The 20953-nt window shown below is 56.0% G+C and carries 22 protein-coding genes; 10 read left to right on the top strand and 12 right to left on the bottom strand.

What is annotated here, in order from left to right; genetic code table 11:
• Window positions 1-43: 43 nt before the first annotated feature.
• Window positions 44-814 carry an APH(3')-II family aminoglycoside O-phosphotransferase gene (locus JFT66_RS11930; protein ID WP_198809836.1) on the top strand — a complete coding sequence of 257 codons (771 nt, stop codon included), beginning with the start codon at window positions 44-46 and terminating at the stop codon, window positions 812-814.
• A 194-nt stretch (window positions 815-1008) separates the two neighbouring features.
• Here the strand turns inward: JFT66_RS11930 and JFT66_RS11925 are convergent, their stop codons facing one another.
• The 4 genes from JFT66_RS11925 to JFT66_RS11910 all read right to left on the bottom strand — a co-directional run bounded on the left by JFT66_RS11925 (window position 1009) and on the right by JFT66_RS11910 (window position 4541).
• On the bottom strand, window positions 1009-2190 hold the full coding sequence (locus JFT66_RS11925) for a macro domain-containing protein (RefSeq protein WP_045338580.1): 1182 nt from the start codon (window positions 2188-2190) through the stop codon (window positions 1009-1011).
• Window positions 2190-3533 (bottom strand): DarT ssDNA thymidine ADP-ribosyltransferase family protein, encoded by a 1344-nt coding sequence (locus JFT66_RS11920; RefSeq protein ID WP_045338579.1) that lies wholly within the window; start codon window positions 3531-3533, stop codon window positions 2190-2192. The genes JFT66_RS11925 and JFT66_RS11920 overlap by 1 nt, the downstream gene beginning before the upstream one ends.
• 41 nt (window positions 3534-3574) lie before the next feature.
• Window positions 3575-3754 carry a hypothetical protein gene (locus JFT66_RS11915; RefSeq protein ID WP_045338577.1) on the bottom strand — a complete coding sequence of 60 codons (180 nt, stop codon included), beginning with the start codon at window positions 3752-3754 and terminating at the stop codon, window positions 3575-3577.
• Window positions 3755-4184: 430 nt separating this feature from the next.
• Window positions 4185-4541, bottom strand: coding sequence for a plasmid mobilization protein (locus tag JFT66_RS11910; protein ID WP_045338574.1), 357 nt, complete (start codon window positions 4539-4541; stop codon window positions 4185-4187).
• A 489-nt stretch (window positions 4542-5030) separates the two neighbouring features.
• Between JFT66_RS11910 and JFT66_RS11905 the strand changes: the two genes are divergently transcribed.
• The 6 genes from JFT66_RS11905 to JFT66_RS11880 all read left to right on the top strand — a co-directional run bounded on the left by JFT66_RS11905 (window position 5031) and on the right by JFT66_RS11880 (window position 8667).
• Window positions 5031-5240: a TraC family protein gene (locus tag JFT66_RS11905; RefSeq protein WP_045338571.1), complete on the top strand. Its 210-nt coding sequence runs from the start codon at window positions 5031-5033 to the stop codon at window positions 5238-5240.
• Window positions 5241-5242: 2 nt separating this feature from the next.
• Window positions 5243-5467, top strand: coding sequence for a hypothetical protein (locus tag JFT66_RS29740; RefSeq protein ID WP_045338569.1), 225 nt, complete (start codon window positions 5243-5245; stop codon window positions 5465-5467).
• A 269-nt stretch (window positions 5468-5736) separates the two neighbouring features.
• Window positions 5737-6531: a P-type conjugative transfer protein TrbJ gene (gene trbJ, locus JFT66_RS11895; protein ID WP_045338568.1), complete on the top strand. Its 795-nt coding sequence runs from the start codon at window positions 5737-5739 to the stop codon at window positions 6529-6531.
• A gap of 2 nt (window positions 6532-6533) precedes the next feature.
• On the top strand, window positions 6534-6722 hold the full coding sequence (locus JFT66_RS11890) for a hypothetical protein (RefSeq protein ID WP_045338566.1): 189 nt from the start codon (window positions 6534-6536) through the stop codon (window positions 6720-6722).
• Window positions 6723-6724: 2 nt separating this feature from the next.
• Entirely contained in the window at window positions 6725-8344 is a 1620-nt protein-coding gene (gene trbL, locus JFT66_RS11885; protein ID WP_054907373.1) for a P-type conjugative transfer protein TrbL, read from the top strand.
• A gap of 2 nt (window positions 8345-8346) precedes the next feature.
• Window positions 8347-8667: a hypothetical protein gene (locus JFT66_RS11880; protein ID WP_045338563.1), complete on the top strand. Its 321-nt coding sequence runs from the start codon at window positions 8347-8349 to the stop codon at window positions 8665-8667.
• A 477-nt stretch (window positions 8668-9144) separates the two neighbouring features.
• Here JFT66_RS11880 and JFT66_RS11875 read toward each other — a convergent pair whose 3' ends face one another.
• The 8 genes from JFT66_RS11875 to JFT66_RS11840 form a co-directional block, all read right to left on the bottom strand.
• Entirely contained in the window at window positions 9145-9669 is a 525-nt protein-coding gene (locus JFT66_RS11875; RefSeq protein ID WP_233097083.1) for a hypothetical protein, read from the bottom strand.
• 205 nt (window positions 9670-9874) lie between these two features.
• A complete protein-coding gene (locus JFT66_RS11870; RefSeq protein ID WP_045338561.1) occupies window positions 9875-10753 on the bottom strand; it encodes a helicase RepA family protein in 879 nt (292 codons plus the stop codon).
• 3 nt (window positions 10754-10756) lie between these two features.
• Window positions 10757-10978, bottom strand: a complete 222-nt coding sequence (locus tag JFT66_RS11865) for a helix-turn-helix transcriptional regulator (protein WP_045338559.1) — start codon at window positions 10976-10978, stop codon at window positions 10757-10759.
• 301 nt (window positions 10979-11279) lie between these two features.
• Window positions 11280-12488 (bottom strand): tyrosine-type recombinase/integrase, encoded by a 1209-nt coding sequence (locus JFT66_RS11860; protein WP_045338558.1) that lies wholly within the window; start codon window positions 12486-12488, stop codon window positions 11280-11282.
• A gap of 307 nt (window positions 12489-12795) precedes the next feature.
• Window positions 12796-14373, bottom strand: a complete 1578-nt coding sequence (guaA, locus tag JFT66_RS11855) for a glutamine-hydrolyzing GMP synthase (RefSeq protein ID WP_017134673.1) — start codon at window positions 14371-14373, stop codon at window positions 12796-12798.
• Between the two features lie 82 nt (window positions 14374-14455).
• Window positions 14456-15925: an IMP dehydrogenase gene (gene guaB, locus JFT66_RS11850; protein ID WP_016977684.1), complete on the bottom strand. Its 1470-nt coding sequence runs from the start codon at window positions 15923-15925 to the stop codon at window positions 14456-14458.
• A 104-nt stretch (window positions 15926-16029) separates the two neighbouring features.
• A complete protein-coding gene (locus tag JFT66_RS11845) occupies window positions 16030-16578 on the bottom strand; it encodes a hypothetical protein (protein WP_034115879.1) in 549 nt (182 codons plus the stop codon).
• A gap of 154 nt (window positions 16579-16732) precedes the next feature.
• Entirely contained in the window at window positions 16733-17500 is a 768-nt protein-coding gene (locus JFT66_RS11840) for a sulfite exporter TauE/SafE family protein (protein ID WP_198859311.1), read from the bottom strand.
• 99 nt (window positions 17501-17599) lie between these two features.
• Here JFT66_RS11840 and JFT66_RS11835 point away from each other — a divergent pair, with 99 nt between their 5' ends.
• From JFT66_RS11835 to JFT66_RS11825, 3 genes are read left to right on the top strand one after another with little or no spacing between them, the layout of a single operon-like run.
• Window positions 17600-18490, top strand: a complete 891-nt coding sequence (locus tag JFT66_RS11835) for a LysR family transcriptional regulator (protein WP_198859310.1) — start codon at window positions 17600-17602, stop codon at window positions 18488-18490.
• Window positions 18491-18500: 10 nt separating this feature from the next.
• Window positions 18501-19880 carry an exodeoxyribonuclease VII large subunit gene (gene xseA, locus JFT66_RS11830; protein WP_034115882.1) on the top strand — a complete coding sequence of 460 codons (1380 nt, stop codon included), beginning with the start codon at window positions 18501-18503 and terminating at the stop codon, window positions 19878-19880.
• A 3-nt stretch (window positions 19881-19883) separates the two neighbouring features.
• Window positions 19884-20705 (top strand): M23 family metallopeptidase, encoded by an 822-nt coding sequence (locus JFT66_RS11825; RefSeq protein ID WP_034115883.1) that lies wholly within the window; start codon window positions 19884-19886, stop codon window positions 20703-20705.
• Window positions 20706-20953: the final 248 nt, after the last annotated feature.

The raw sequence follows: 20953 nt of genomic DNA, 5'->3' as shown, positions 1-20953 counted from the left end.
GCCCAGAGATTACACGACGCTGAAACAAGGAAATGAGAGCACTGTGAATATCCCGAACAAATGGCGCGAGCAGTATCCCCATGCGCTGATTGAACAACAGGCCATTGGCGAATCGCGGGCCGACGTCTTTCGCCTGCGCCAGGATGACGGTACAGATCTGTTCCTGAAGTCCGAGCCCCTCGAGGAACTGGGTGAGCTTGCAGACGAAGTCGATCGACTTAGGTGGCTGCAGCAAATGGACCTGCCTGCGCCTGCTGTCCTGGATGAAATCACAGAAAACCATCGCCACTGGTTGCTGATGACCACCGTACCAGGACAGGACTTGGCCAGCGCCAACGAGCTTTCTGCCGGGCAAATCATCAACATCCTGGCGACAGCGCTGCGCACTCTGCACCAGCTACCCGTCGAACTCTGCCCCTTCGATCACTCCCTTGAGCAGCGTATCGCACGGGCACAGCAACACCTCAGCGCCGGCCTGGTGGACCCGACGGATTTCGACGACGAACGACTAGGGCAAAGCGCTGAGGAGGTGTTTGCTGAACTGGTGGCGACTCAGCCAGGCACTCATGATCTGGTAGTGACCCACGGCGACGCCTGCCTGCCGAACTTCATGGCGGCAGACGCTCGCTTCAGTGGCTTCATCGACTGCGGTCGCCTGGGAATCAGTGACCGTTATCAAGACCTGGCCCTGGCAGCACGAAGTATTGAACGCAACCTGGGGCAGGCATGGGTGAAGCCATTTTTTGAGGTTTATGGTGTTGAGCCCGATGAGCAGCGTATGAAGTTCTATTGTGTGCTGGATGAGTTTTTCTGATCTGGCCTGCAGCCTGAAACACAAAACCCCGGCACCAGGCCGGGGTTTTGTTATTCAGCGCTCACCTGCCAGTGCAGGATCATTCCCACTCAATTATTTTAATCTATAAAAAAACGATAAAAATCAGAACCTTATGAATGCAAGACCATAAAGTACCATGATCGATACCATGCTCGACTTTGGCTAAGCTGAGATCAAGCAGAGTTCGCCCCCCCCCCCTTAGCCGCATCAGACTTGTGAATATCATCCGCGAAAACGCTTGTTAGGGGCATATCCAAGTCAAATCCTTTTGCCCGAATGTCTAATACCGCCTTTATATCCTCTGGTGAGCTGATTTCAGAAACGCAGTAATACGCATCTACAGAAATCCGCTTGAGTTGACTCTTATATTTTTCCAACCAAGCAAGCTTGCTAGCGAAAAACACCACCTTCTCAGAAAGATACATCCTCGCAAAAACAGAAGGCATAAATTCTTTCTTATCGAAGGCAACTACTGGATTACCTATCGAGAGAAGATTAGGCTTTTCTTTTCGCGTTGATGACGATACTTTTTTTATGGACTCGTAGATTCCGGATGGGAGAACACAGCCGCAAATTACACCTTGGGTCGAAAGTTCAAGCGCGAGTTTTTTTTCAAAGGCTGTCCCCCCCAACAAAATACTGCACTTCTCGAGAACGCAAAAATCAACAAACTTTCGTATAGCATTTATCTCGCTTAAGTCAGGCTTGCTGCTGCATACAACTGAAAAATCGTATCTAAATTTATTTTGCTGTTTTGGATAGTAATACACATCCTTCTTGGTGTAGATGCGCAACTTTTCCGGGTATGCGTCCGACGCATATTTAACAACCCCAGCCCCAACCGAACCAAGCAGTTGCTCATAGTCAGGCTCCGAAGCTTTGACATTGCCCGCTTTCACTGAATCGAAGGGCTCAAAGACATATATATGCGCAGGAGAGTTTTTTAGCTTCTCAGCAATCATGGATCGGACCCTGTCCCAGTCCAAACCACCATGACCACAGCCTAGGGCCGGAAGAGTTACTACTTTTCCACTCTTATCTTCAAGATACTTAGAAAGCCATTCCAACCCATCATCAATATAATGATACTCAGATGGATTCTTCCAATGATTTTTAGTCGGAAAATTTATGATCTCGATGTCTTTCGAGATCATATCCTTTTGCAACCAAACGGAAGGCAGGCCGGGGCGAATAATGCCCGAACGACACTTCTCAGCATAGTCATCGAACATTTCAGGAAATCTTTTCTTAAATGCGAGCGCCACACCTGCACCCATCACACCAACACAGTTGACTGTATTGATCATGATATCCGCATCAAAATCGAAAAAATCTCCGGAAACAAACTCTATCATTAAATATTACCTTGCAATTTTTGAAGAGCCTCAACTCTGAGGGCGTCGATTCCAGCAGAGACTTGCATCAACCAAATTTGATTTAACGCACCAATATCAGCCTTACTCAAAGCCACCAACATAGTGATATCTTCAGGACAAGTAATTATATCGAACAACTGACTTTTGTCCCGACCTTTAGCAACAATCTCACCCAGTAGGTCATCATAAGTCACCAGCATTATAATTTTTCGGACTATATCTGGTGGCAGAATAGGCAAATCCTCAGTCAAAATTCTTTTCAACATAGGCAGGGATTTTTTGGGATGTTCACCATCAGCCTTATTCATAAAGCTATTGGGCCAGCGTGTTTTGGGCCCTTTGCCTATATCGTGGAGATAAGCTGCAAGCTCCAAGACCTCACGATGGATAGGGTCCAACTGAATATATTCGGGTGAGTTCAGCACCAGCCCCGAAACACGTCGAGAATGAGCGCCAACATCTTCGCGATGTGGCCCGTAGTTCGCGCCGAGACCATCGATATCTTCTAGCTCTCTGATGGCCGCGAAGTTAGCGCGAATAGCACGCAAGGCGTCACTTAAGGTCTGGAATTTCGGCATCACCTGACGCTGAAATGAGACCACATGAGAAATAGCCTCATCTACAAAACGCTTGAGGAAAAAAGGCCCTGTAACCAAAGAAGCATTCCAGTTACCAGGCTCTAGATAATAATGCTCCCCTCCCGCCTCCACAATGTTCGGCGGAACAACCCCTTTGTTCTGAAAAATTTGCCTAACACAGTCAGACACGCTGCGATTAAATGTAACTATCTGATTAATTTCAGACAATGGGACATGATCTGGTAACAAAAGCTCCGCCATTTTGCGGTGCTTCTGAGCATCGTCGTCATATCCCCACCGATTGTTATCGATAGTTTGCCAATCTAGTTGGTCGAGCTGATCAGACTGATGATTTCCAGAAAAGAAAGCTGGGGGAACGTCCGTATTTGCAGACGCGCTTGTGTAATAGGCCCCAGCTCTTGTCTCCATCAGCAAAACCGAAACGGAAAGGTAAATGATGAACTGCTGATCTACGTTCTTCTTATAGAGCACCGCCTGCTGCATAGGCGTTTTCTTTGCGAAATAGAATGGTACATAATCATGAACACACCGCCCGTTGGCTCCAGGCACTTGCATAAGCGCCCGACGCCTCTGTATTCCTTCCTCAGCGACGTTAACGTGCAGAATGCCGCGAGCAATTTTTTGATTGGTCGAAAAAATACCGTGATCAATTATTGATTCAAGATTCTGTATCGATGTGAAATGATATGCGTTGCGACCCCTATGGTGCACAGGAACTGCCATGTTTCCCCCTTGAATAAACTATTGATAGAGCGATACTAAAATCATTGCTCTTGATATTTTTCTGGAATTATTGGGATCTGCCGACGCAGAATTTCAATCTCTCCTTGTTCGCCATCACGCAAAACTTCCTCAGCAAGTTTCATCGCGTATTCTGGATCAGAGTCAAACGCCTCCGCCATAACTTCATCGTGGCCTCGATCTTTCCTATGTTGTTTTTTCATTTAAGCCTCGACAATGCTTACCGATTCGCATTTTGGATTGTGCAATCCAGTCTATACCAAATCACATGATTTGCTTCTCGATCTCCATCACCAAGCGGTACAAGGCAACCATTCGTGCGCGCCTCCCGTGCTCGGGCTTCAACCACCACAAATCTCGCCCTGAAAGCCTCACGACTCACCTTAACCACAGCCGTCACCCGCCTCATCAGTTCCATCACCGATGAATCGAGGTCGCAGCACTGCGTGCCTCGACATAGGGCGTGCTGCCAACCAATGCTTCCGTCGATGCATGCAACATGCCGCAGAACGAACCTTCGATGCGTTGGCTAACCACCTATCAATCCAACATCAGGCGCTCGATTGGCCGCATTGATACGGCATGACTGTGCGAAGCTGAACTTTGCTTTGTGTCAGACGACACGTACAGCAGTCATCTTACGACGCGTGACATGATGGAAAGCACCTCGCTCTGCAATTTACGAAAGTCATTCATCATCGCTTCCACATCCATTGGACTTGCGCCTTGTCCGCGCTTCTCCGCGAGCCAAAGTTTCAGTAGTCCGGCCACCCGGCCAAGGTCGCCATTGACCTTGGCCAAGTCAGCAACTGCTAGCAGGTCAACCACGGATCGAATAGGGCTGTTACGACCGACCGCCAACAGGTAGGCGGACAACGACATGTTGGCCTGGCGAGCTTTGTCCTCGATCTCTGCGCGCTCGTCTTCCGACACCCATACCTTGATCGGCGGCAGCTTCCGTCGAGGGGTGGGCTTTTGCTCTTTCTCCATGCTGTACCTCTCAAGCTTTTCAACAGTCGCGGCAGCGATGGTGAGCCTCGCAGAGCAAGATCCGTCGAGCCGCAGGCGAGTAAGGGGCTGTGGTGGGGGTCGTAGCTGCGAAGCAGCGTAGGCCCACAACACACATCTTGCCGTCTGTCTGAGTGCAACTCAAAGAAATTTAATGCTAATGGCCGTTTTGGTAACGCAAGTTGCCTTGAGTTTCCTTGAATTTCGTTAATTTTTCCTTAGTTGCCTAGAGTTGCATTAATCTAAGCAGGAATTTCCTAAAATTGCCTTGAACTTACTTAATCGACGAAATTGAACTGAACGGATCAAACAGGGCGGAGAAAGCACAGGGGTGGCGACCAACATGCCGTGGCCGCGCTTCGTTCTTAGCGATGCCAATCCTGATGTGGTCAGAAATTCCAGCGGTCGCTAAAATCTCCCTGATGCACAATAGGTTAAGGCCGAAATGGCACCAAAAAAGGAGCACTAAAATTGGCTAGAAAAACCCTTTCCGAGCGACGAGCTGACGCGCTTTCTGAGCTAGAGATGGCTAAGGCAAGGCTCGCAAAGCTCGACAATGAAGCAGCAGAAAGAATCGGGAGAATTGCAATAAAATCAGGATTGGTTAATCTTGAGCTTACGGACGATCAGATCCGGGAAGAATTCGATAGAATCGTGGAAGGGATCAGCAAGAGGAATTGATCATGAAGACAGCTCACCGCATCAGCGCTTTGGCCAATCAACTCAATGAACTGCAAGCCTGCCTAGGTCGAGCCAGCGGGCAATCTAGTAAGCCCGTTGTGGAAGCCCAGCGCATTGCGGCCGAGCTAGCTTCTTCACTCGAAGAGTGGCACCTAGAGACGCTGCACATCCCTGAGACTGAACGTAGCCTTTATCGCGCTCAGAATCCTTATTACGCGGCCCACTGACGCCGCGCACATACTTATCAAAAGCTCACTTTGGTGGGCTTTTTTTTGTCCGCAAAAAGCATCAAACCGGACAGCTAAGTAATCTTCCTCATGAAAGAAAAACCCTAGACAAGTCAGATGGTTGGCATCATTGCAAAGGATGATTGACGGACAGTTTCCGGACGCAAGTCATTGAAATCTATGCGGATAAGTATCTATCCGCATATTCAAAACCACCCCGTATCGGACAATAATCAGACCTCAGATTACGACAAAGTGAGGTATTCGGCATGGAAATGGAATCGCGAAAAACGTCAGCTTATGTCGCTCGGGTATTTGGCCGAGGCGCGGCGCTAGCTGTGGCAATGGCAACCACAGGCCTTGGTGTAGGCCTCTACATCACACCTGCACCGGCTTACGCCATCTACTGCTCTAACTGCTCGACGTTCTATCAACAGATGTTCGAGTACGCCGAACAGGTCAACACGGCGCTGAACACTGCCGAGCAACTGCAAACGCAGATTCAGCAGTACCAAAACATGGTCACGCAGGGCACGGGCCTGCCCGATTCGATGTTTGGCAGCATTGCGGCTGACTTGAAAAGCGTGGTCAACATCTACAACCGTTCGCAGGCCTTGGGCCGTCAAATCCAAAACATGGATTCGCAGTTCAACACGGCTTTCCCCGGCTTCGATTCCTACCTGAATCAAGCAGCGAATTCGGCAGAGGTCCCGGCGCAGGATCGCTATCAAAAGTGGTCGCAACAGGGCCGCGACAACGTGAAGACGGCGATGGAAGCGGCAAATCTCAATACCAGCACGTTCGAGCCTGAAGACGCCCAGCTTGCTCGCATGGTGGCCCGTTCGCAGTCAGCCGTAGGCCGCATGCAAGCTATTCAGGCGGGCAACGAAATCGCCTCGCAGAACGTCCAGCAACTGCAAAAACTGCGGGATCTGATGGCCACTCAAATCAACATGCAGGGCAACTACATGGCCCAGCAAGGCGACCGGCAGGCCGTTAGCGAAGCGACTGAACAGCAGTTTGAAGCGCGGAAAAATACACGCGGCGGCGTGAAGGAGTACTGAGAATGACTATTTCGAAATGGCTAATCGCGTTGATGTGCGCCGGGTCCGCACTGACCGGTTACATGGTTACCGTGGTGGTTCAAAGCAACATCGAATGTACTGCGATGGCTGAGCAACAACGGCAAAAGCGTGACGCAGATGCGTCGTTTGAGGCGCGCCCGAACACTCGCGGCGGTGTGAAGGGGTACTAGCTATGGATCGTCGTCTTTTGTTGTTTCTCGCCTTGGCGAGTGTGTTCATGGCCGGAAATGCTGTGGCCGCGACCGACCTTTCCCATGCCGATACATCGGTTCAGGGCCTACTCGACCTAGTTTTGCAACAGTCGCACCAGTGGTCAGCGAAGCTGTATGACTATGCGATCAGACTGTTCTGGCTGCTGGCCTCGATACAGTTTATTTGGACGTTCATGCCTCTGGTAATGAAGCAAGCCGACTTCGGCGAGATTGTCGGCGAGCTGCTGCGCTTCGTGCTGGTGATCGGTTTCTTCCTTGCAGTCATGAAGTACTCAGTGGAGTGGTCAACGGCCATCGTCGATAGTTTCCGCGATGCAGCGGCATCAGCGAGCGGGCTCGGGCGTGCATTAGAACCCGGCGATATGCTTGCAGTTGCGCTGGATTTTGGCCGCACAATGGTAGAGGGCATTTCAGTATTTTCTCCAGCCAAGGGACTTCTGATCGCTGTATGCGCAATTCTTGTGTTGGCGTGTTTCGCATTCATCGCTGCATTCATGTTTGTCACGCTCGTAGAGGCCTACGTAATCATCAACGCATCCGTGCTGTTCTTGGGCTTTGGTGGCTCGCAATGGACGCGGGAATTTGCAATTGCGCCAATGCGTTTCACCGTCGCGATTGGTGCAAAGCTATTTGTATTGACTCTGATTGTCGGCCTGGTTGTACAGTCGGCTAAGCAGTGGTTAGCGGCCTACACCAATGATGAAGCGTCATTGATGACGATGGTCGGCTTGGCCTTGGTGTGCTGCTATCTGACCAAGACTATTCCTGACCTGATCGGCGGCATGATTAGCGGCACGTCCATGGGTGGTGGCTCGGCCATCGGCGGGATGGCGGTGGCCGGGGCAGCCGGGGCAGCTGCGGCGGCTGCCACCATCGCCACGGCCGGGGCGGCCGCTCCGGCTGCTGCCGGTGCTCTTGGCGCTGCCGGTACTGGCGGCGCTGCTGGGGCCGGTGTAGCGGGTGCAGGTGGGATTGGCGGCGGCGGTCTGGCTTCTGCGATCAATTCCAGTTTTGCCGGTGGTGGAGCGCCCGCAGCGGCGGCGGCTCACGGCGGTGCGGCCGCTGGCCTCGGCGCGAGCACGGGCGGCCACGCGGCCGCACAAGGCGCGTCGTCGGCCGGTGCCCGCGTAGGCGGCAGCGCCGCCCCTCAATCACCGGGCACGGCTCCGCAGCAGCCTAGCAGTGGTGTCCAGCAGGCGACCAAGCAGGCCGGGAGAGCGGCGCAGGGCAACGACGACAAAGACCAGCAAGGGGCACCAAAAGGGGGAGTCGTTGGTTCTGGCAACGGCTTTTCCCAAGCGGCCAACGCTAGCGCAAAAGCGATCGGTGTGATGACCTCGATGGCAGTGCCAGGCATGGAGAATGCGCACTCTCTATCTCTTGGTGCAGGATCTTCGCCGCCTGTTCCCGACGGTGCCAGCTCGCCCGTTCCAACCAATGGCGCGGAAACAACCGTGGAAGCTGCACAAACGGAATCTAACGTCATCCGTCCATCCTCGGACGAAAGCCCCGCTACAAGTCGCCTAGCCTCGCTCAACGTGCCCGGCACGGCCTCAAACAACGACACGTCGGAGAAATAACCATGAAGGACATACTGATGTTCGCTGGATTCGTAGTAATCGCATCGACGCTAGCCATCTGCATGTGGACGCTCGGTCGATGGCTGCGTAGCAAGGGCTACGGGCCGCAGCTCGATAGGTTGGATCGCCAGTACACGGCTTTGCAGCTTCGAGTAAGCCCGCTCGCCTTGTCGGCATCCTATCGCATGTTTGCCGGAGCACAGGCTATCAATCGCCTACCTTTGCTGGGCAGCAAGAATAACGCAGCCCTGAATCAGCAGGCGTTGATGGCCATCCAGGCCGCGCAGGAAGCACAGAAGCAAGAGAGTCCCGGCAAGCAGTGATCGCTGACCGGACCCACACAACCCCGCCTTAGTGCGGGGTTTTGCTCTTCATATGGGGCTACTCTTGGCTGCGACGAACAACCACACGGGGCTCCGCTATTAGTAATACGCACGAACTTGTCTCAACTCCGTCCGTCACACGCCCTGTGATGCCCTGCGCTGCGTTCTGAGCGATTATGGGGCCTTGCGCACCCTAGCAATCACCGCACGCCCAAAAAGCGTTTTTGACGGCTCCTGCGGCGTTCTGGCGAGTCCAAAGAGATCGGACGGCCCCTAGCTCTTCCTTTTTGGTGTCCAACGGCCGTAGGCCGACCGGCAAGGCCGGACCGCGCCTAAAGCGCGGGCTGTGCCGCGCAGGACTGAATATCCTGAATATCCTGCTAACTCCGGGCGGATGTGGCACGTTTCGGGCGGGTGTGACACGCTACCGGGCGGGTGTGACACGCCATCGGGCGGGTGTGGCACGCTTTAGGTGTTTTAAGCACCGCTTTTCTTAATGCGATCACCATCGAGCACAAGCCCAATTTTCCGTAAATCTTCAGCTTCCTCTTTGAGCCTACGTCTCGCATTGCGCATGTCTTGACTTGAGGCTTGTCCGGCAACCGCCACAATAACGGTGTCTAGGTACCAACCGCCTGTCGGCTCTACTTTGTGGCTCAAGACGTGCCGCGCTACCGCTTGGCTGATGCCATGCTGAAGGCGAGCAATTGGGGCCGGGTCGTAGAACAAACTCAAGTCATGCTCTAGCAGCATCACCAGTGCGACACCAAGGCGAACACGCCATAAATTACGCTGCCCCCCAGTTAGGGGATCGGGTCGTGTCTTGGACGAAGGAATAACGTGGTCGATCAATCCGCCAATTATCGGAAAATCAAATTGGGGTGTTTCAATCGTAATCGTTGCAGCGCGCAGTTCCACAAACAATTTCTCAATCTGTGTGAAGCTATAGCGGCTGTCGGAAATTGTTTTTCTCACTTGAGCGGGATCTACCAGAAGTTCCACACCGCCATCTGAGACAGGGCGTTGCCGTTCTGCGCAATACAAGACTGCTTCAACAGTATCGGCGTGTCTCTGGCCTAGTCTACCTAACACGCGACAACGCCCAAATGATGTATCTAGCCAATCGCCTTGGCGATGCTGTGGGCGCTGGCTAGGCTGATAAATCCTCAATCGGGCCAGTGCGGTAGTACTGGTGGGGACTACGGCGTTACCACCGCTCATCGTCATTCCCACTTACGACGTGCAAAGCGCGTTCCCTCTTCACCGCCTCCAATTCCACCGGCACAAGCACGCCACCGTCGTGGCGCTTGTACCATTGATCGAGCGGAGTGGCATCGTAGTTCTGTTTGCTAACACCAAAACGAACGAAGAAACCTCTTCGGTCATTACCGATGGGTTGCCGATCATAGCTGCGGTCGCTGAGAGTTTTGGCCTGCTCCTCAGTCATCTTGGCGACGAAGCCGCACCAGCGGGCGTTGTCGATCAGAGCGGACGCACCTCGTGCTGCCTGCTGCTGATCGGCTTGACCCTCGCGGGCGCTGCCCTTGCTGACATGATGCAGGTACAGGACTGATGCCCCGGTATTGGTAGCGACGTGCTCAAGCGTGGCGATAAGCCGCGACATGTCGCCGTTGCTGTTCTCGTCTCGGTCGTGAACTCGGCTTAGAGTATCCAGCACGATCAACCGGGCACCCTCGCAAAACTCGGTGATACGGACAAGATGCCGGTCATCCATGACGTTCAGCCGTTTACCCATGATCGACTCAAGGATGAGGTTCTTCGCAATGGCCTCGCGTGCCTGCTGATTCAAGTGCTGGCCTATGGCATGGATGCGGCGCACCAATGCAACTTCCGGGTCTTCCCCAGCGAAATAGACCACACGGCCAGCGCATGCGGGGGAAAGCCCAACAAGATCACCGCCGGCAACGCTGCATGCGATAGCCATTGCCGCTTCCAGCGCCCAGAAGCTCTTCCCTGTGGCTCCGGGAGCTACCAAGGCCCCTACTGTCCCAGCAAGAAAGCCCGGCCAAATGAAGTCTAGAGTGGGCGGCTCGTTCTCGAACGCAGCCCGTAAGTCAATCGCCACAATTCAGGCCCCCATTCCGGGCCGGGGAGCCGGACCGGCCCCCTTGCACGCATCAATCCATTCCTCGACTTCCCCCAAATCCCACACGACCTTACGGCTGCTGAGAGCAATACGGCGAGGGAATTTTCCCTGCTTTTCAAAGTTGTAGATCGTGCGTTCGCACAACGGGATCATTGCCAGCAACTGTTTCTTGCTGATCAGGACTTTTCTCGATTCTTTCTCCACACCGAATACCTCGTTTCGTGATCATTCGAGGTTCGATTATTGCCCCACATTTCTGGTATTTTCCAGCATTTTTAGACAATTTTCCCATACAAATCAATCACTTGAGTGTCCGTCAAACGTCCAGTTTCGGGACGGGGATAATCACCCAATCTCTTGTTTTATCGGTGGTTTTTTTAAACGAAATTCAGAGAAAAAAGTGTCCCTAAAACGTGCGTTTCGGGACAAAAAAAAGCCCACCGAAGTGGGCGTTTCGCCACAAACGAACGGGCGCCATGTGCTCTGTAGTCCATGAAGCTCGGTATCAGCCCTCGGAGCGCGGTCTCCTAAGCGTCCATTCGTCGATCATGTCCGCCCAATCCTGCAGCATCGCCCGACGCTGATCTCGATATTCGGCCTTGTTGTAAACCGCTCGCACACCCTTCTGTTCGTGTGCGAGGCACTTCTCGATCCAATCGGTGTTATAGCCAGCCTCATGTAACAATGTGCTGGCAGTCCGTCGCAAGTCGTGCGGCCCGAACTTGCCTAGCGACTGCCCCTCTTTCTGAGCGAGGCGATAGGTCAGCGTTAGCACTTGATTGAGAGTGGCACTGCTCATCGGTAAGTCAGAGTCATAGCGCGATGGAAGAACATATTCCGAGCCACCCGCAAAGGTTTTCAAGGCAATGAAAATATCAAGCGCTTGCCTGGACAGGAACACCAAATGCGGATTACGGCGCTTCATCCGCTCTTTGGGAACTGTCCAGACTGCTTCGCTGAAATTGATTTCGCTCCAAGTCGCATTGGTCAGTTCACTTTTGCGAACCATGGTTAGCAACAGCAACTTAGCCGCAACACGCACCGAAGAAGCGGTACCAATGCGTTCCATGTATTGATACATCAAGGCGATTTCATCAGGAGTCAAGGCCCGGTCGCGCGGCTCGAATTTTGCGATGCTGGTAGGCCGCACCAGATCAGCCGGGTTCTCAACCTTCTGACCACGTTCGATTGCCCATCGAAAGACCTGCATCACAATCTCTCGCGAGTGAACTGCTGTTGCCGGAGCACCTCGCTCAACGATGCTGTCAGTCAGCGCTCGCAGGTCCTCATGCGTAATTTCAGCGAGTTTCTGGTTGCCAAATTTCGGCTTTAGCTCTCGTTCGAAAACCGAGCGTCGCATATCGCGGGTGGAATCAGCCATTTGGTACCCACGCAGCCATTTTTCAGCCCAAACCCCGAACGTCTCCGCATCCCTGACGCGGCCCTTTTCTCTGGCCTTCTCTTTGGCTGGTGACTTCCCAGCGGCGATCATCTTTTTTGCCTCGCCGAGCCGTTCCCGGGCTTCCGCTAGGGTGATGCCCCCTACACCGTAACGGCCGAAGGTGATGGTCTCCTGCCTACCGTGGATCGAGTAGTTGTAGCGGAATGAAATCGACCCCGCCGGGGTGATGGCTACATAGAGACCGTCACGGTCGTTCACTTTGTAGAGCTTGTCTTTCGGCTTGATGTTACGCAGCTTGGTATCGGTCAGCATGGTCAGGACGGGTTTCCTCTAAAAAATACCATGCTCAGCCTGCATCGTATTGATCCCATAAAACCCTTACGGATCAATACCTTAACGCAACTCAATACCATGCCCATCTGGTTAGGAGCAACATGGTATCAAGCGCCGAACATGGCATCAGGGTCAGGTCGTACCATCTACCATGCCATAAAAAAGGGGTGCTTGGCGATGCGAAAACTTGCCAGATAGTGCGGAGCCGAAAACGCAAAAGCCCGCAATTACGCGGGCTTCAGGGGTGTTTCATGCCACTTGCTACCGGTCTATGCCGGACGCGGGATCATTCCCACTCAATGGTCGCCGGCGGCTTGCTCGACACGTCATAAGTCACGCGCGAAATGCCTTCGATCTCATTGATGATACGGCCGCTGACAGTTTCCAGCAGTTCGTACGGCAGATGTGCCCAACGCGCGGTCATGAAGTCGATGGTTTCTACGGCACGCAGGGCCACGACCCAGGCGTAGCGGCGGCCATCGCCTACCACACCAACCGATTTCACCGGTTGGAACACCACGAAGGCCTGGCTGACTTTGTGGTACCAGTCGGCCTTGCGCAGTTCTTCGATGAAGATGTGGTCGGCGCGACGCAGCAGGTCGGCGTATTCCTTCTTCACTTCACCGAGGATACGCACGCCCAGGCCCGGGCCTGGGAATGGGTGGCGGTAGACCATGTCGTACGGCAGGCCCAGTTCCAGGCCCAGACGGCGGACTTCGTCCTTGAACAGTTCGCGCAGCGGTTCTACCAGCTTGAGGTTCATTTCCTCAGGCAAGCCACCCACGTTGTGGTGGGACTTGATCACGTGGGCCTTGCCGCTCTTGGCGCCGGCCGACTCGATCACGTCGGGGTAGATGGTGCCTTGGGCAAGGTACTTGATGTTGTCCAGTTTGTTGGACTGGGCATCGAATACGTCGATGAAGGTACGACCGATGATCTTGCGCTTCTTCTCCGGGTCGGACTCGCCGGCCAGGTTGTTCAGGAACTGGTCTTCAGCGTTGGCGCGGATGACCTTGACGCCCATGTTCTCGGCGAACATGGCCATCACTTGCTCACCTTCGTGCAGGCGCAGCAGGCCGTTGTCGACGAAGACGCAGGTGAGCTGGTCGCCAATGGCCTTGTGCAGCAGCGCGGCAACCACGGAGGAGTCAACGCCGCCGGACAGGCCGAGCAGCACGTTGTCAGTACCGACCTGGGCACGCACGTTGGCGATGGCGTCTTCAGCGATCTTCGACGGGGTCCACAGGGCTTCGCACTGGCAGATGTCGAGGATGAAGCGCGACAGGATGCGCCCGCCTTGCTTGGTGTGGGTCACTTCCGGGTGGAACTGCACGCCGTAGTAGCCGCGCTCGTCGTTGAACATACCGGCGATCGGGCAGCTTGGGGTGCTGGCCAGGATGTGGAAGTCTTCCGGCATCTTGGTGACTTTGTCACCGTGGCTCATCCACACGTCGAGGCCGAACAGGCCGTCGGCGTCGATATGGTCTTCGATGCCGTCCAGCAGGCGGCTCTTGCCGACCACGTCTACACGGGCATAACCGAATTCACGCAGCTCAGAACCTTCAACCTTGCCGCCCAGTTGCTCGGCCATGGTCTGCATGCCGTAGCAGATACCGAAGACCGGCACGCCCAGGTCGAATACGGCTTGCGGGCAGCGCGGGCTGTTGGCTTCGTGCACGGACTCGGGGCCACCGGCGAGGATGACGCCTTTAGGGGCGAATTCGCGGATCGCTTCGTCATCCATGTCGAACGGGTGCAGTTCGCAGTACACGCCGATTTCACGCACGCGGCGGGCGATCAGCTGGGTGTACTGGGAACCGAAGTCGAGGATCAGGATGCGGTGGGCGTGAATGTCGAGGGCCATGAAGTCAGTCTCGTCTAATGAATCAGAAACAACTCGGGGCTGAATAAAACAGCCCCGGTTACTTAACGTTTTGCTGGAAGCCTCAACCTACGCGGTAGTTTGGCGCTTCCTTGGTGATCTGCACGTCGTGGACATGGGATTCAGCCATGCCGGCGCCGGTGATCCGTACGAACTCTGGCTTGGTGCGCATTTCTTCGATGTCGGCGCTGCCGGTGTAGCCCATCGAGGAACGCAGGCCGCCCATCAGTTGATGGATGATCGCGCTCAGGGTGCCTTTGTACGGCACACGGCCTTCGATGCCTTCCGGTACGAGCTTCTCGGCACCTGCCGAAGAATCCTGGAAGTAACGGTCGGAAGAGCCTTGCGCCTGGGACATGGCGCCCAGCGAACCCATGCCGCGGTAAGCCTTGTACGAACGGCCCTGGAACAGTTCGATCTCGCCTGGCGCTTCTTCAGTACCGGCGAACATCGAGCCCATCATCACGCAGGAAGCACCGGCTACGATGGCCTTGGACAGGTCACCGGAGAAACGGATGCCGCCGTCGGCGATCAACGGCACGCCCGTGCCTTCAAGGGCGGCGGCGACGTTGGCGATGGCGCTGATTTGCGGCACACCCACACCGGCGACGATACGCGTGGTGCAGATCGAGCCTGGGCCGATACCGACCTTGACCGCATCGGCGCCGGCTTCGGCCAGGGCCTTGGCGGCAGCGCCGGTGGCAATGTTGCCGCCGATCACTTGAACGTCAGGGAAGTTCTGCTTGACCCAGCGCACGCGGTCGATCACGCCTTTGGAGTGACCGTGGGCAGTGTCGACCACCACCACGTCAACACCGGCAGCGACCAGCGCCGAAACGCGGTCGCCAGTGTCTTTACCGGTGCCGACCGCAGCGCCAACACGCAGACGACCTTGGTCATCCTTGCTGGCCAGCGGGTAAGCCTTGGCTTTCTCGATGTCGTTGACGGTCATCATGCCTTTGAGGGCGAATTTGTCGTCGACGATCAGCACGCGCTCGATGCGGTGCTTGTGCAGCAGTTCGCGCACATCGTTCTTGTCGGCGCCTTCCTTGACAGTAACGAGGCGCTCTTTAGGCGTCATCACTTCGCGGACGGTGACTTCAAGACGGTTCTCGAAACGCACGTCACGGGAAGTGACGATGCCGACCAGGTCGCCATCGTGCAGTACCGGAACGCCAGAGATGTTGTGCAGGCGGGTCAGGTCGAACAGGTCACGCACGGTAGCGTCGGCTTCGATGGTGATTGGATCTTTCACCACGCCGGCTTCATAACGCTTGACCTTGCGCACTTCGGCAGCTTGCTGCTCGATGGTCATGTTCTTGTGGATGATGCCGATGCCGCCTTCCTGGGCCATGGCGATGGCCAGACGGGCTTCGGTGACGGTGTCCATGGCAGCGGAAACCAGGGGAATATTCAGCTCGATGCCACGGGTTAGGCGGGTCTTGAGACTGACTTCGTTAGGAAGCACCTCGGAATAACCGGGCACTAGGAGAATGTCGTCGAATGTCAGAGCTTCTTGGCTGATACGCAGCATCGCGGGGGCTCCCGAGCGGGAAAATGGAAGCGCGCCATTATATACATGCACCCTGTCGGGCTCAATGTAAAACTCTGACAAACTTGGTAATACTGATAGAAGGATTAAAGCTCGACTTTGACCCAGCTCATTTTCTGGTCCAACCAATCGGCAAATTCGTCGATAAAGCTCTGCTTGAACCCCGCCTCCGCCCAGTTGTTGAAGATGAAACCCAGGTTGGAGAACCCGCATTCCTGCAGGAACAGGAAGCCGTTGATGTCGTCTTCATGCCCACACAGCGGGCAGGTGAAGTTGTCGGTGTGGCCGGGCATCCAGTCTTCCAGGCTTTCGAACAGTGCCTCGCCGACTTCCTTGAGGCATTCCGGGCAACCCGCCTCTTCGAGGAAACCCTTGGCCGGGGTGTAGATGCAGCGTTTGTAGATGATCTCCAGGCCATTGACCGGCTCATTGAACGGCAGCGCCTCGGGGTGCAGCACCACGGCCCGGGCGCCATCGGCCAGGGCATAGCCCATGCGGTTGCCGGTACGGCCGCAGGTGGTCAATTCCTCCTTGACGATGTTCTTGCGCACCAGCCAGCGCACGATCGCCCGGGCGCGGGGTTCGTGAACGGGCAAGGTGGAGATTTTCGGGACGAGGATGCTTTGGGAGTTCATGGGAGTCCTGCGGTGTGGCGTCTGGCGCCTTCGCGAGCAAGCCTGCTCCCACATTCGACTGCATTCCTACAGGAGAAATGCGGTCGAATGTGGGAGCGGGCTTGCTCGCGAAGAGGCCCTGAAGGCTGGCAGCTTAATCCCTGAATAAATCAGGTCAAGCGCTCAAGTAGCGCCCGATCAAAGCAATACCGCTCGCCAGCACCAACCACGTCACCAACCGCACAAAGGCCTCACGTGACATACGCATCGTCAACCTGCGCCCACACCACAACCCCAACGCCATCGCTGGCAACAGGCAAACCGCCACCATCAACAACGGCAAATCCGCATACACCCCGGCAATCAGGAACAGACTCAGGCGCACCACCGTACTGCAACTGATCAACGCGCTTTGCGTGGCCCGCGCCGCATCCTTGGGCAAACGACTGTTCAAATAGATCGCATATAGAAAGCCCCCACTGCCAAACAACGCGCCGAACAAGCCACCCACTGTGCCCATGGGAATCGACCACCCCGCCGCCAGCTGCGTCGGTCGGGCTTTCACCGCCAGGCTATAAATGGCGTAGGCGCTGATAAACAACCCCATCAACAGCAGCAACAGATCCGAATGCAGGTTGAGCAAAAACACCACGCCCAGGGTGCAACCCATCGCCATGCACGGCAGCAGTCGCAACAACTCCCCCGTGTTCACATCACGTCGTGATTGCAGCAGGTTGCCAAACGCCGCGACGAAATCCAGCAGCACCAGCAGCGGGATGATCTTCGACAGCGGCATAAACACAATCAGGACCGGCCCCGCGACCAATGCCGTGCCGAACCCGGCAATCCCGAACACCACATAGGCCACCACCACACCCAGGCCAATCACCAGCCAATCCACACCGCTGAACGACCACTGACTCATCCACTCAACCGCGCTCATGGGTTATTCCTTGAAAGACCTGGCCTTCACTTTAGCCATCGGCAAGTGTTGCGACTAATATCTTCAAAGCCATTCACCCATCTCGAAAAGGCATGACCCGTGATTTCCACCCGGCAACTGCGTTACTTCGTCGAAATTGCCGACAGCGGTAGCTTCAGTGCCGCCGCCGAGCGCCTGTTCGTGGCGCAATCGGCCTTGAGCCGACAGATCAAAGAGCTTGAAAACCAACTGCAGACCGCATTGTTCGAGCGTACCGCACGCCAACCGCGGCTAACGGCCGCCGGTGAGGCGTTTTATCCACGGGCGCGCAACCTGCTGGCTGAATTACTCAAGGCCAGCGAGATGGCGACGCAAGTGGGCAATGGTCAACTCGGCACCTTGCGCCTGAGTCACTCGAGCACCGTGCCGATGAGCGGTGTGTTACTGCAAGGGATCGGTACCTGGCTGGAGCGCTGCCCAGGCGTGTCGATGGATATCGTCAAACTGTCCTCCGAAGCCCAACTGGAAGAAATCGCCGACGGTCGCCTGGACGTCGGCCTGTTGCGCTTGCCGGTGTTGCGCCAGCGCGAAGGCGTGCGGGTGGTGCCTTTGTACACTGAGCCGTTGGTGTTGGCGGTACCGCCGAATCATCCATTGGCACACAGCGATGCCCCGGTGGAACTGGCCCGGCTCAAGGATGAAGCGTTTATCTCGATCCCTCATCCTCAACGCGGCGGGCTGAGTTATCTGTCGGCCGAGTTATGCATGCGTGCCGGTTTTTTCCCCAAGGCAGCGCGGGTGATGTCACGCAAGACCACGCAGCTGCAATTGATCCAGGCCGGCTTCGGAATTGCTTTGTTACCAAAATCCATGCAAGACATCGCCCCAGCAAACCTGCACTTTTTGCCTCTGGCCGACCCGGATTGCCATAGCACCGTTGCCCTCGCCTGCGCGCAAGCACCGAGCGCGCTGGTAGAGCAGTTCTGTCAAACCCTGCACGAATGCCTATAAACTGCCGCCCATGATTAAAGATCCTTTTGCCCGTCTGGGCCTGGACCGCGAAGTCCTGACTGTCAGCCAGCTCAACGGCCGTGCGCGGGTGTTGCTGGAAGACGTGTTCACCAATATCTGGGTCGAAGGCGAAATCTCCAACCTCGCCCGCCCGGCCTCCGGCCACGTGTATTTCACCCTCAAGGACAGCGGCGCCCAGGTGCGTTGCGCGCTGTTTCGCAATAATGCCGCGCGCGTGCGCCAGGCGCTGAAGGATGGCCTGGCGGTCAAGGTGCGTGGCAAGGTCTCGCTGTTCGAAGGCCGTGGCGACTACCAACTGATTCTCGACACCGTGGAGCCCGCCGGGGATGGCGCGCTGCGCCTGGCCTTCGATGCGTTGAAAGAGAAGCTCAGCGCTGAAGGGTTATTCAGCGCCGAACGCAAAGTCCCGTTGCCGGCGCATCCACAGAAGATCGGTATTATCAGTTCGCCGACCGGTGCGGTGATCCGCGACATCATCAGCGTGTTCCGTCGTCGCGCGCCGCAAGTGCAATTGACGTTGATCCCCACAGCCGTGCAGGGCCGCGAAGCGATCCCGCAGATTGTACGGGCGCTGAAACTGGCGGACGCCCGAGGCTTTGACGCGCTGATCCTGGCCCGTGGCGGCGGCTCGCTGGAAGACCTCTGGTGCTTCAACGAAGAGGCCGTGGCCCGCGCAGTAGATGCCTGTGTTACACCCATCGTCAGTGCGGTCGGGCATGAAACCGATGTGTCGATCAGCGACTTCGTGGCAGACGTGCGCGCCCCAACCCCCTCCGCCGCTGCCGAACTGCTTGCCCCCGATGCCAGCAACCTGGTGCGCCAGGTCGACAGCCTGCACCGGCGCCTGGTGATGCTGATGCGCAACCGGTTGACCCACGACCGTCTGCGCCTGGAGGGCCTGGCCCGGCGCCTGCGTCACCCTGGCGAGCGTTTGCGCCAGCAGGCCCAGCGCCTGGATGACCTGGACATGCGCATGCGCCGCGCCTTCGAGCGCAGCCTCAATACCCGCCGCGAACGCCTGATCCGCCTGGAAACCCGCCTCGCCGGCCAGCATCCGGGGCGCCAACTGGCCCTTCTGCGCCAGCGCCTGGACAGCCTCGCCGAACGCCTGCCCCGTGCCATGCGCGAAGGCCTCAAGGCGCGGCGCCTGCAACTGCAAAGCCAGGTGCAGACGCTGCAGATAGTCAGCCCATTGGCGACCCTGGGCCGTGGCTACAGCATCCTGCTGGACGAGCGCGGCCAGGCGATTCGCAATGCGGCACAAACCCACACGGGCCAACGCCTGACGGCGCGTCTCGGTGAAGGTCAATTGCAAGTACGGGTGGAAGACAACCACCTGACACCCGTCACCCTTTCGTTACTGGATTGATTGATGCCACGTCTATTTAGCCTGTTGATGCTGCTGTGCCTTGCCGTTAACGCCCACGCGGACAGCTATATCACTCGCACCTTGAACAAACCGGTGCCGGGCGGTGTAGCCGTTGTCGAACTGGGCCCATCCGCTACGGCGCCTAAAGCTACCTACCAAGGCAAGCCGGTGTTGGTGGTCAAGGAACAGGACAACTGGCTGGCGATTGTCGGTATCCCGTTGACGGTCAAGCCTGGCAATGAGCGCATCAGCAGCGGCGGGCGCAGCCTGCCGTTTATCGTCGGCTACAAGAAGTATCCGGAACAGCGCATCACCTTGAAAAACAAAAGCCAGGTCAACCCCGACCCGGCGCAGCTCAAGCGCATCGAAGGTGAATTGGCGGTGCAGCTCAAGGCTTACCGCAGCTTCAGCCCCAACCTGCCGAGTAATCTGGTGTTGGACAAACCGGTGAACGGGCCGCTGTCGAGCAAGTTCGGTGTGCGCCGCTTCTTCAACGGTGAGGAACGCAACCCGCATTCGGGCCTGGATTTCGCCGTGCCGGCCGGTACGCCCATCAAGACCCCGGCCAACGGCAAGGTGATCCTGGTCGGCAACTACTTCTTCAACGGCAATACCGTGTTCGTCGACCATGGCCAAGGCTTTATCAGCATGTTCTGCCATATGTCGAAGATCGATGTGAAGGTGGGCCAGCAACTGGGCCGCGGTACGGTGGTGGGCAAGGTCGGCGCGACCGGCCGGGCGACTGGACCGCATATGCATTGGAACGTCAGCTTGAACGATGCTCGAGTGGACCCGGCGATTTTTATCGGCGCGTTTCAGCCCTGACACTGCGACGGTACGCGGGCGTCGGTGAAATTAACGCACCCACGCCTGAAATGCCGGCGCTTGAGGGTCATGCACTGTCATCTTCTTACACTTTTGCCGTGAACCATCCGAAACCCGAGACTCACTCAACCAGCGACTTACACGGACGTAATGAGCAGGACCTGAGCATTGGATATCCAATTCCCGTGAGACTCACTGTATGCCCCTTACCCCAGCACTGTCCGAGCACCTGTCTCTTATACACATCT

The organism is Pseudomonas sp. MF6755, assembly GCF_016405635.1.
Lineage (GTDB): Bacteria > Pseudomonadota > Gammaproteobacteria > Pseudomonadales > Pseudomonadaceae > Aquipseudomonas > Aquipseudomonas haemolytica.
The sequence above is the reverse complement of the archived record's forward strand: the minus strand, read 5'-3'. Positions and strand labels throughout refer to the sequence as shown.

Bases quoted from the DNA above. Each gene is read 5' to 3' on its own strand.
- JFT66_RS11925 (WP_045338580.1), bottom strand. From the start codon at position 2,190: ATGATAGAGTTTGTTTCCGGAGATTTTTTCGATTTTGATGCGGATATC.
- JFT66_RS11920 (WP_045338579.1), bottom strand. From the start codon at position 3,533: ATGGCAGTTCCTGTGCACCATAGGGGTCGCAACGCATATCATTTCACA.
- JFT66_RS11915 (WP_045338577.1), bottom strand. From the start codon at position 3,754: ATGAAAAAACAACATAGGAAAGATCGAGGCCACGATGAAGTTATGGCG.
- JFT66_RS11910 (WP_045338574.1), bottom strand. From the start codon at position 4,541: ATGGAGAAAGAGCAAAAGCCCACCCCTCGACGGAAGCTGCCGCCGATC.
- JFT66_RS29740 (WP_045338569.1), top strand. From the start codon at position 5,243: ATGAAGACAGCTCACCGCATCAGCGCTTTGGCCAATCAACTCAATGAA.
- trbJ (WP_045338568.1), top strand. From the start codon at position 5,737: ATGGAAATGGAATCGCGAAAAACGTCAGCTTATGTCGCTCGGGTATTT.
- JFT66_RS11890 (WP_045338566.1), top strand. From the start codon at position 6,534: ATGACTATTTCGAAATGGCTAATCGCGTTGATGTGCGCCGGGTCCGCA.
- trbL (WP_054907373.1), top strand. From the start codon at position 6,725: ATGGATCGTCGTCTTTTGTTGTTTCTCGCCTTGGCGAGTGTGTTCATG.
- JFT66_RS11880 (WP_045338563.1), top strand. From the start codon at position 8,347: ATGAAGGACATACTGATGTTCGCTGGATTCGTAGTAATCGCATCGACG.
- JFT66_RS11860 (WP_045338558.1), bottom strand. From the start codon at position 12,488: ATGCTGACCGATACCAAGCTGCGTAACATCAAGCCGAAAGACAAGCTC.
- guaA (WP_017134673.1), bottom strand. From the start codon at position 14,373: ATGGCCCTCGACATTCACGCCCACCGCATCCTGATCCTCGACTTCGGT.
- guaB (WP_016977684.1), bottom strand. From the start codon at position 15,925: ATGCTGCGTATCAGCCAAGAAGCTCTGACATTCGACGACATTCTCCTA.
- JFT66_RS11845 (WP_034115879.1), bottom strand. From the start codon at position 16,578: ATGAACTCCCAAAGCATCCTCGTCCCGAAAATCTCCACCTTGCCCGTT.
- JFT66_RS11840 (WP_198859311.1), bottom strand. From the start codon at position 17,500: ATGAGCGCGGTTGAGTGGATGAGTCAGTGGTCGTTCAGCGGTGTGGAT.
- xseA (WP_034115882.1), top strand. From the start codon at position 18,501: ATGATTAAAGATCCTTTTGCCCGTCTGGGCCTGGACCGCGAAGTCCTG.
- JFT66_RS11825 (WP_034115883.1), top strand. From the start codon at position 19,884: ATGCCACGTCTATTTAGCCTGTTGATGCTGCTGTGCCTTGCCGTTAAC.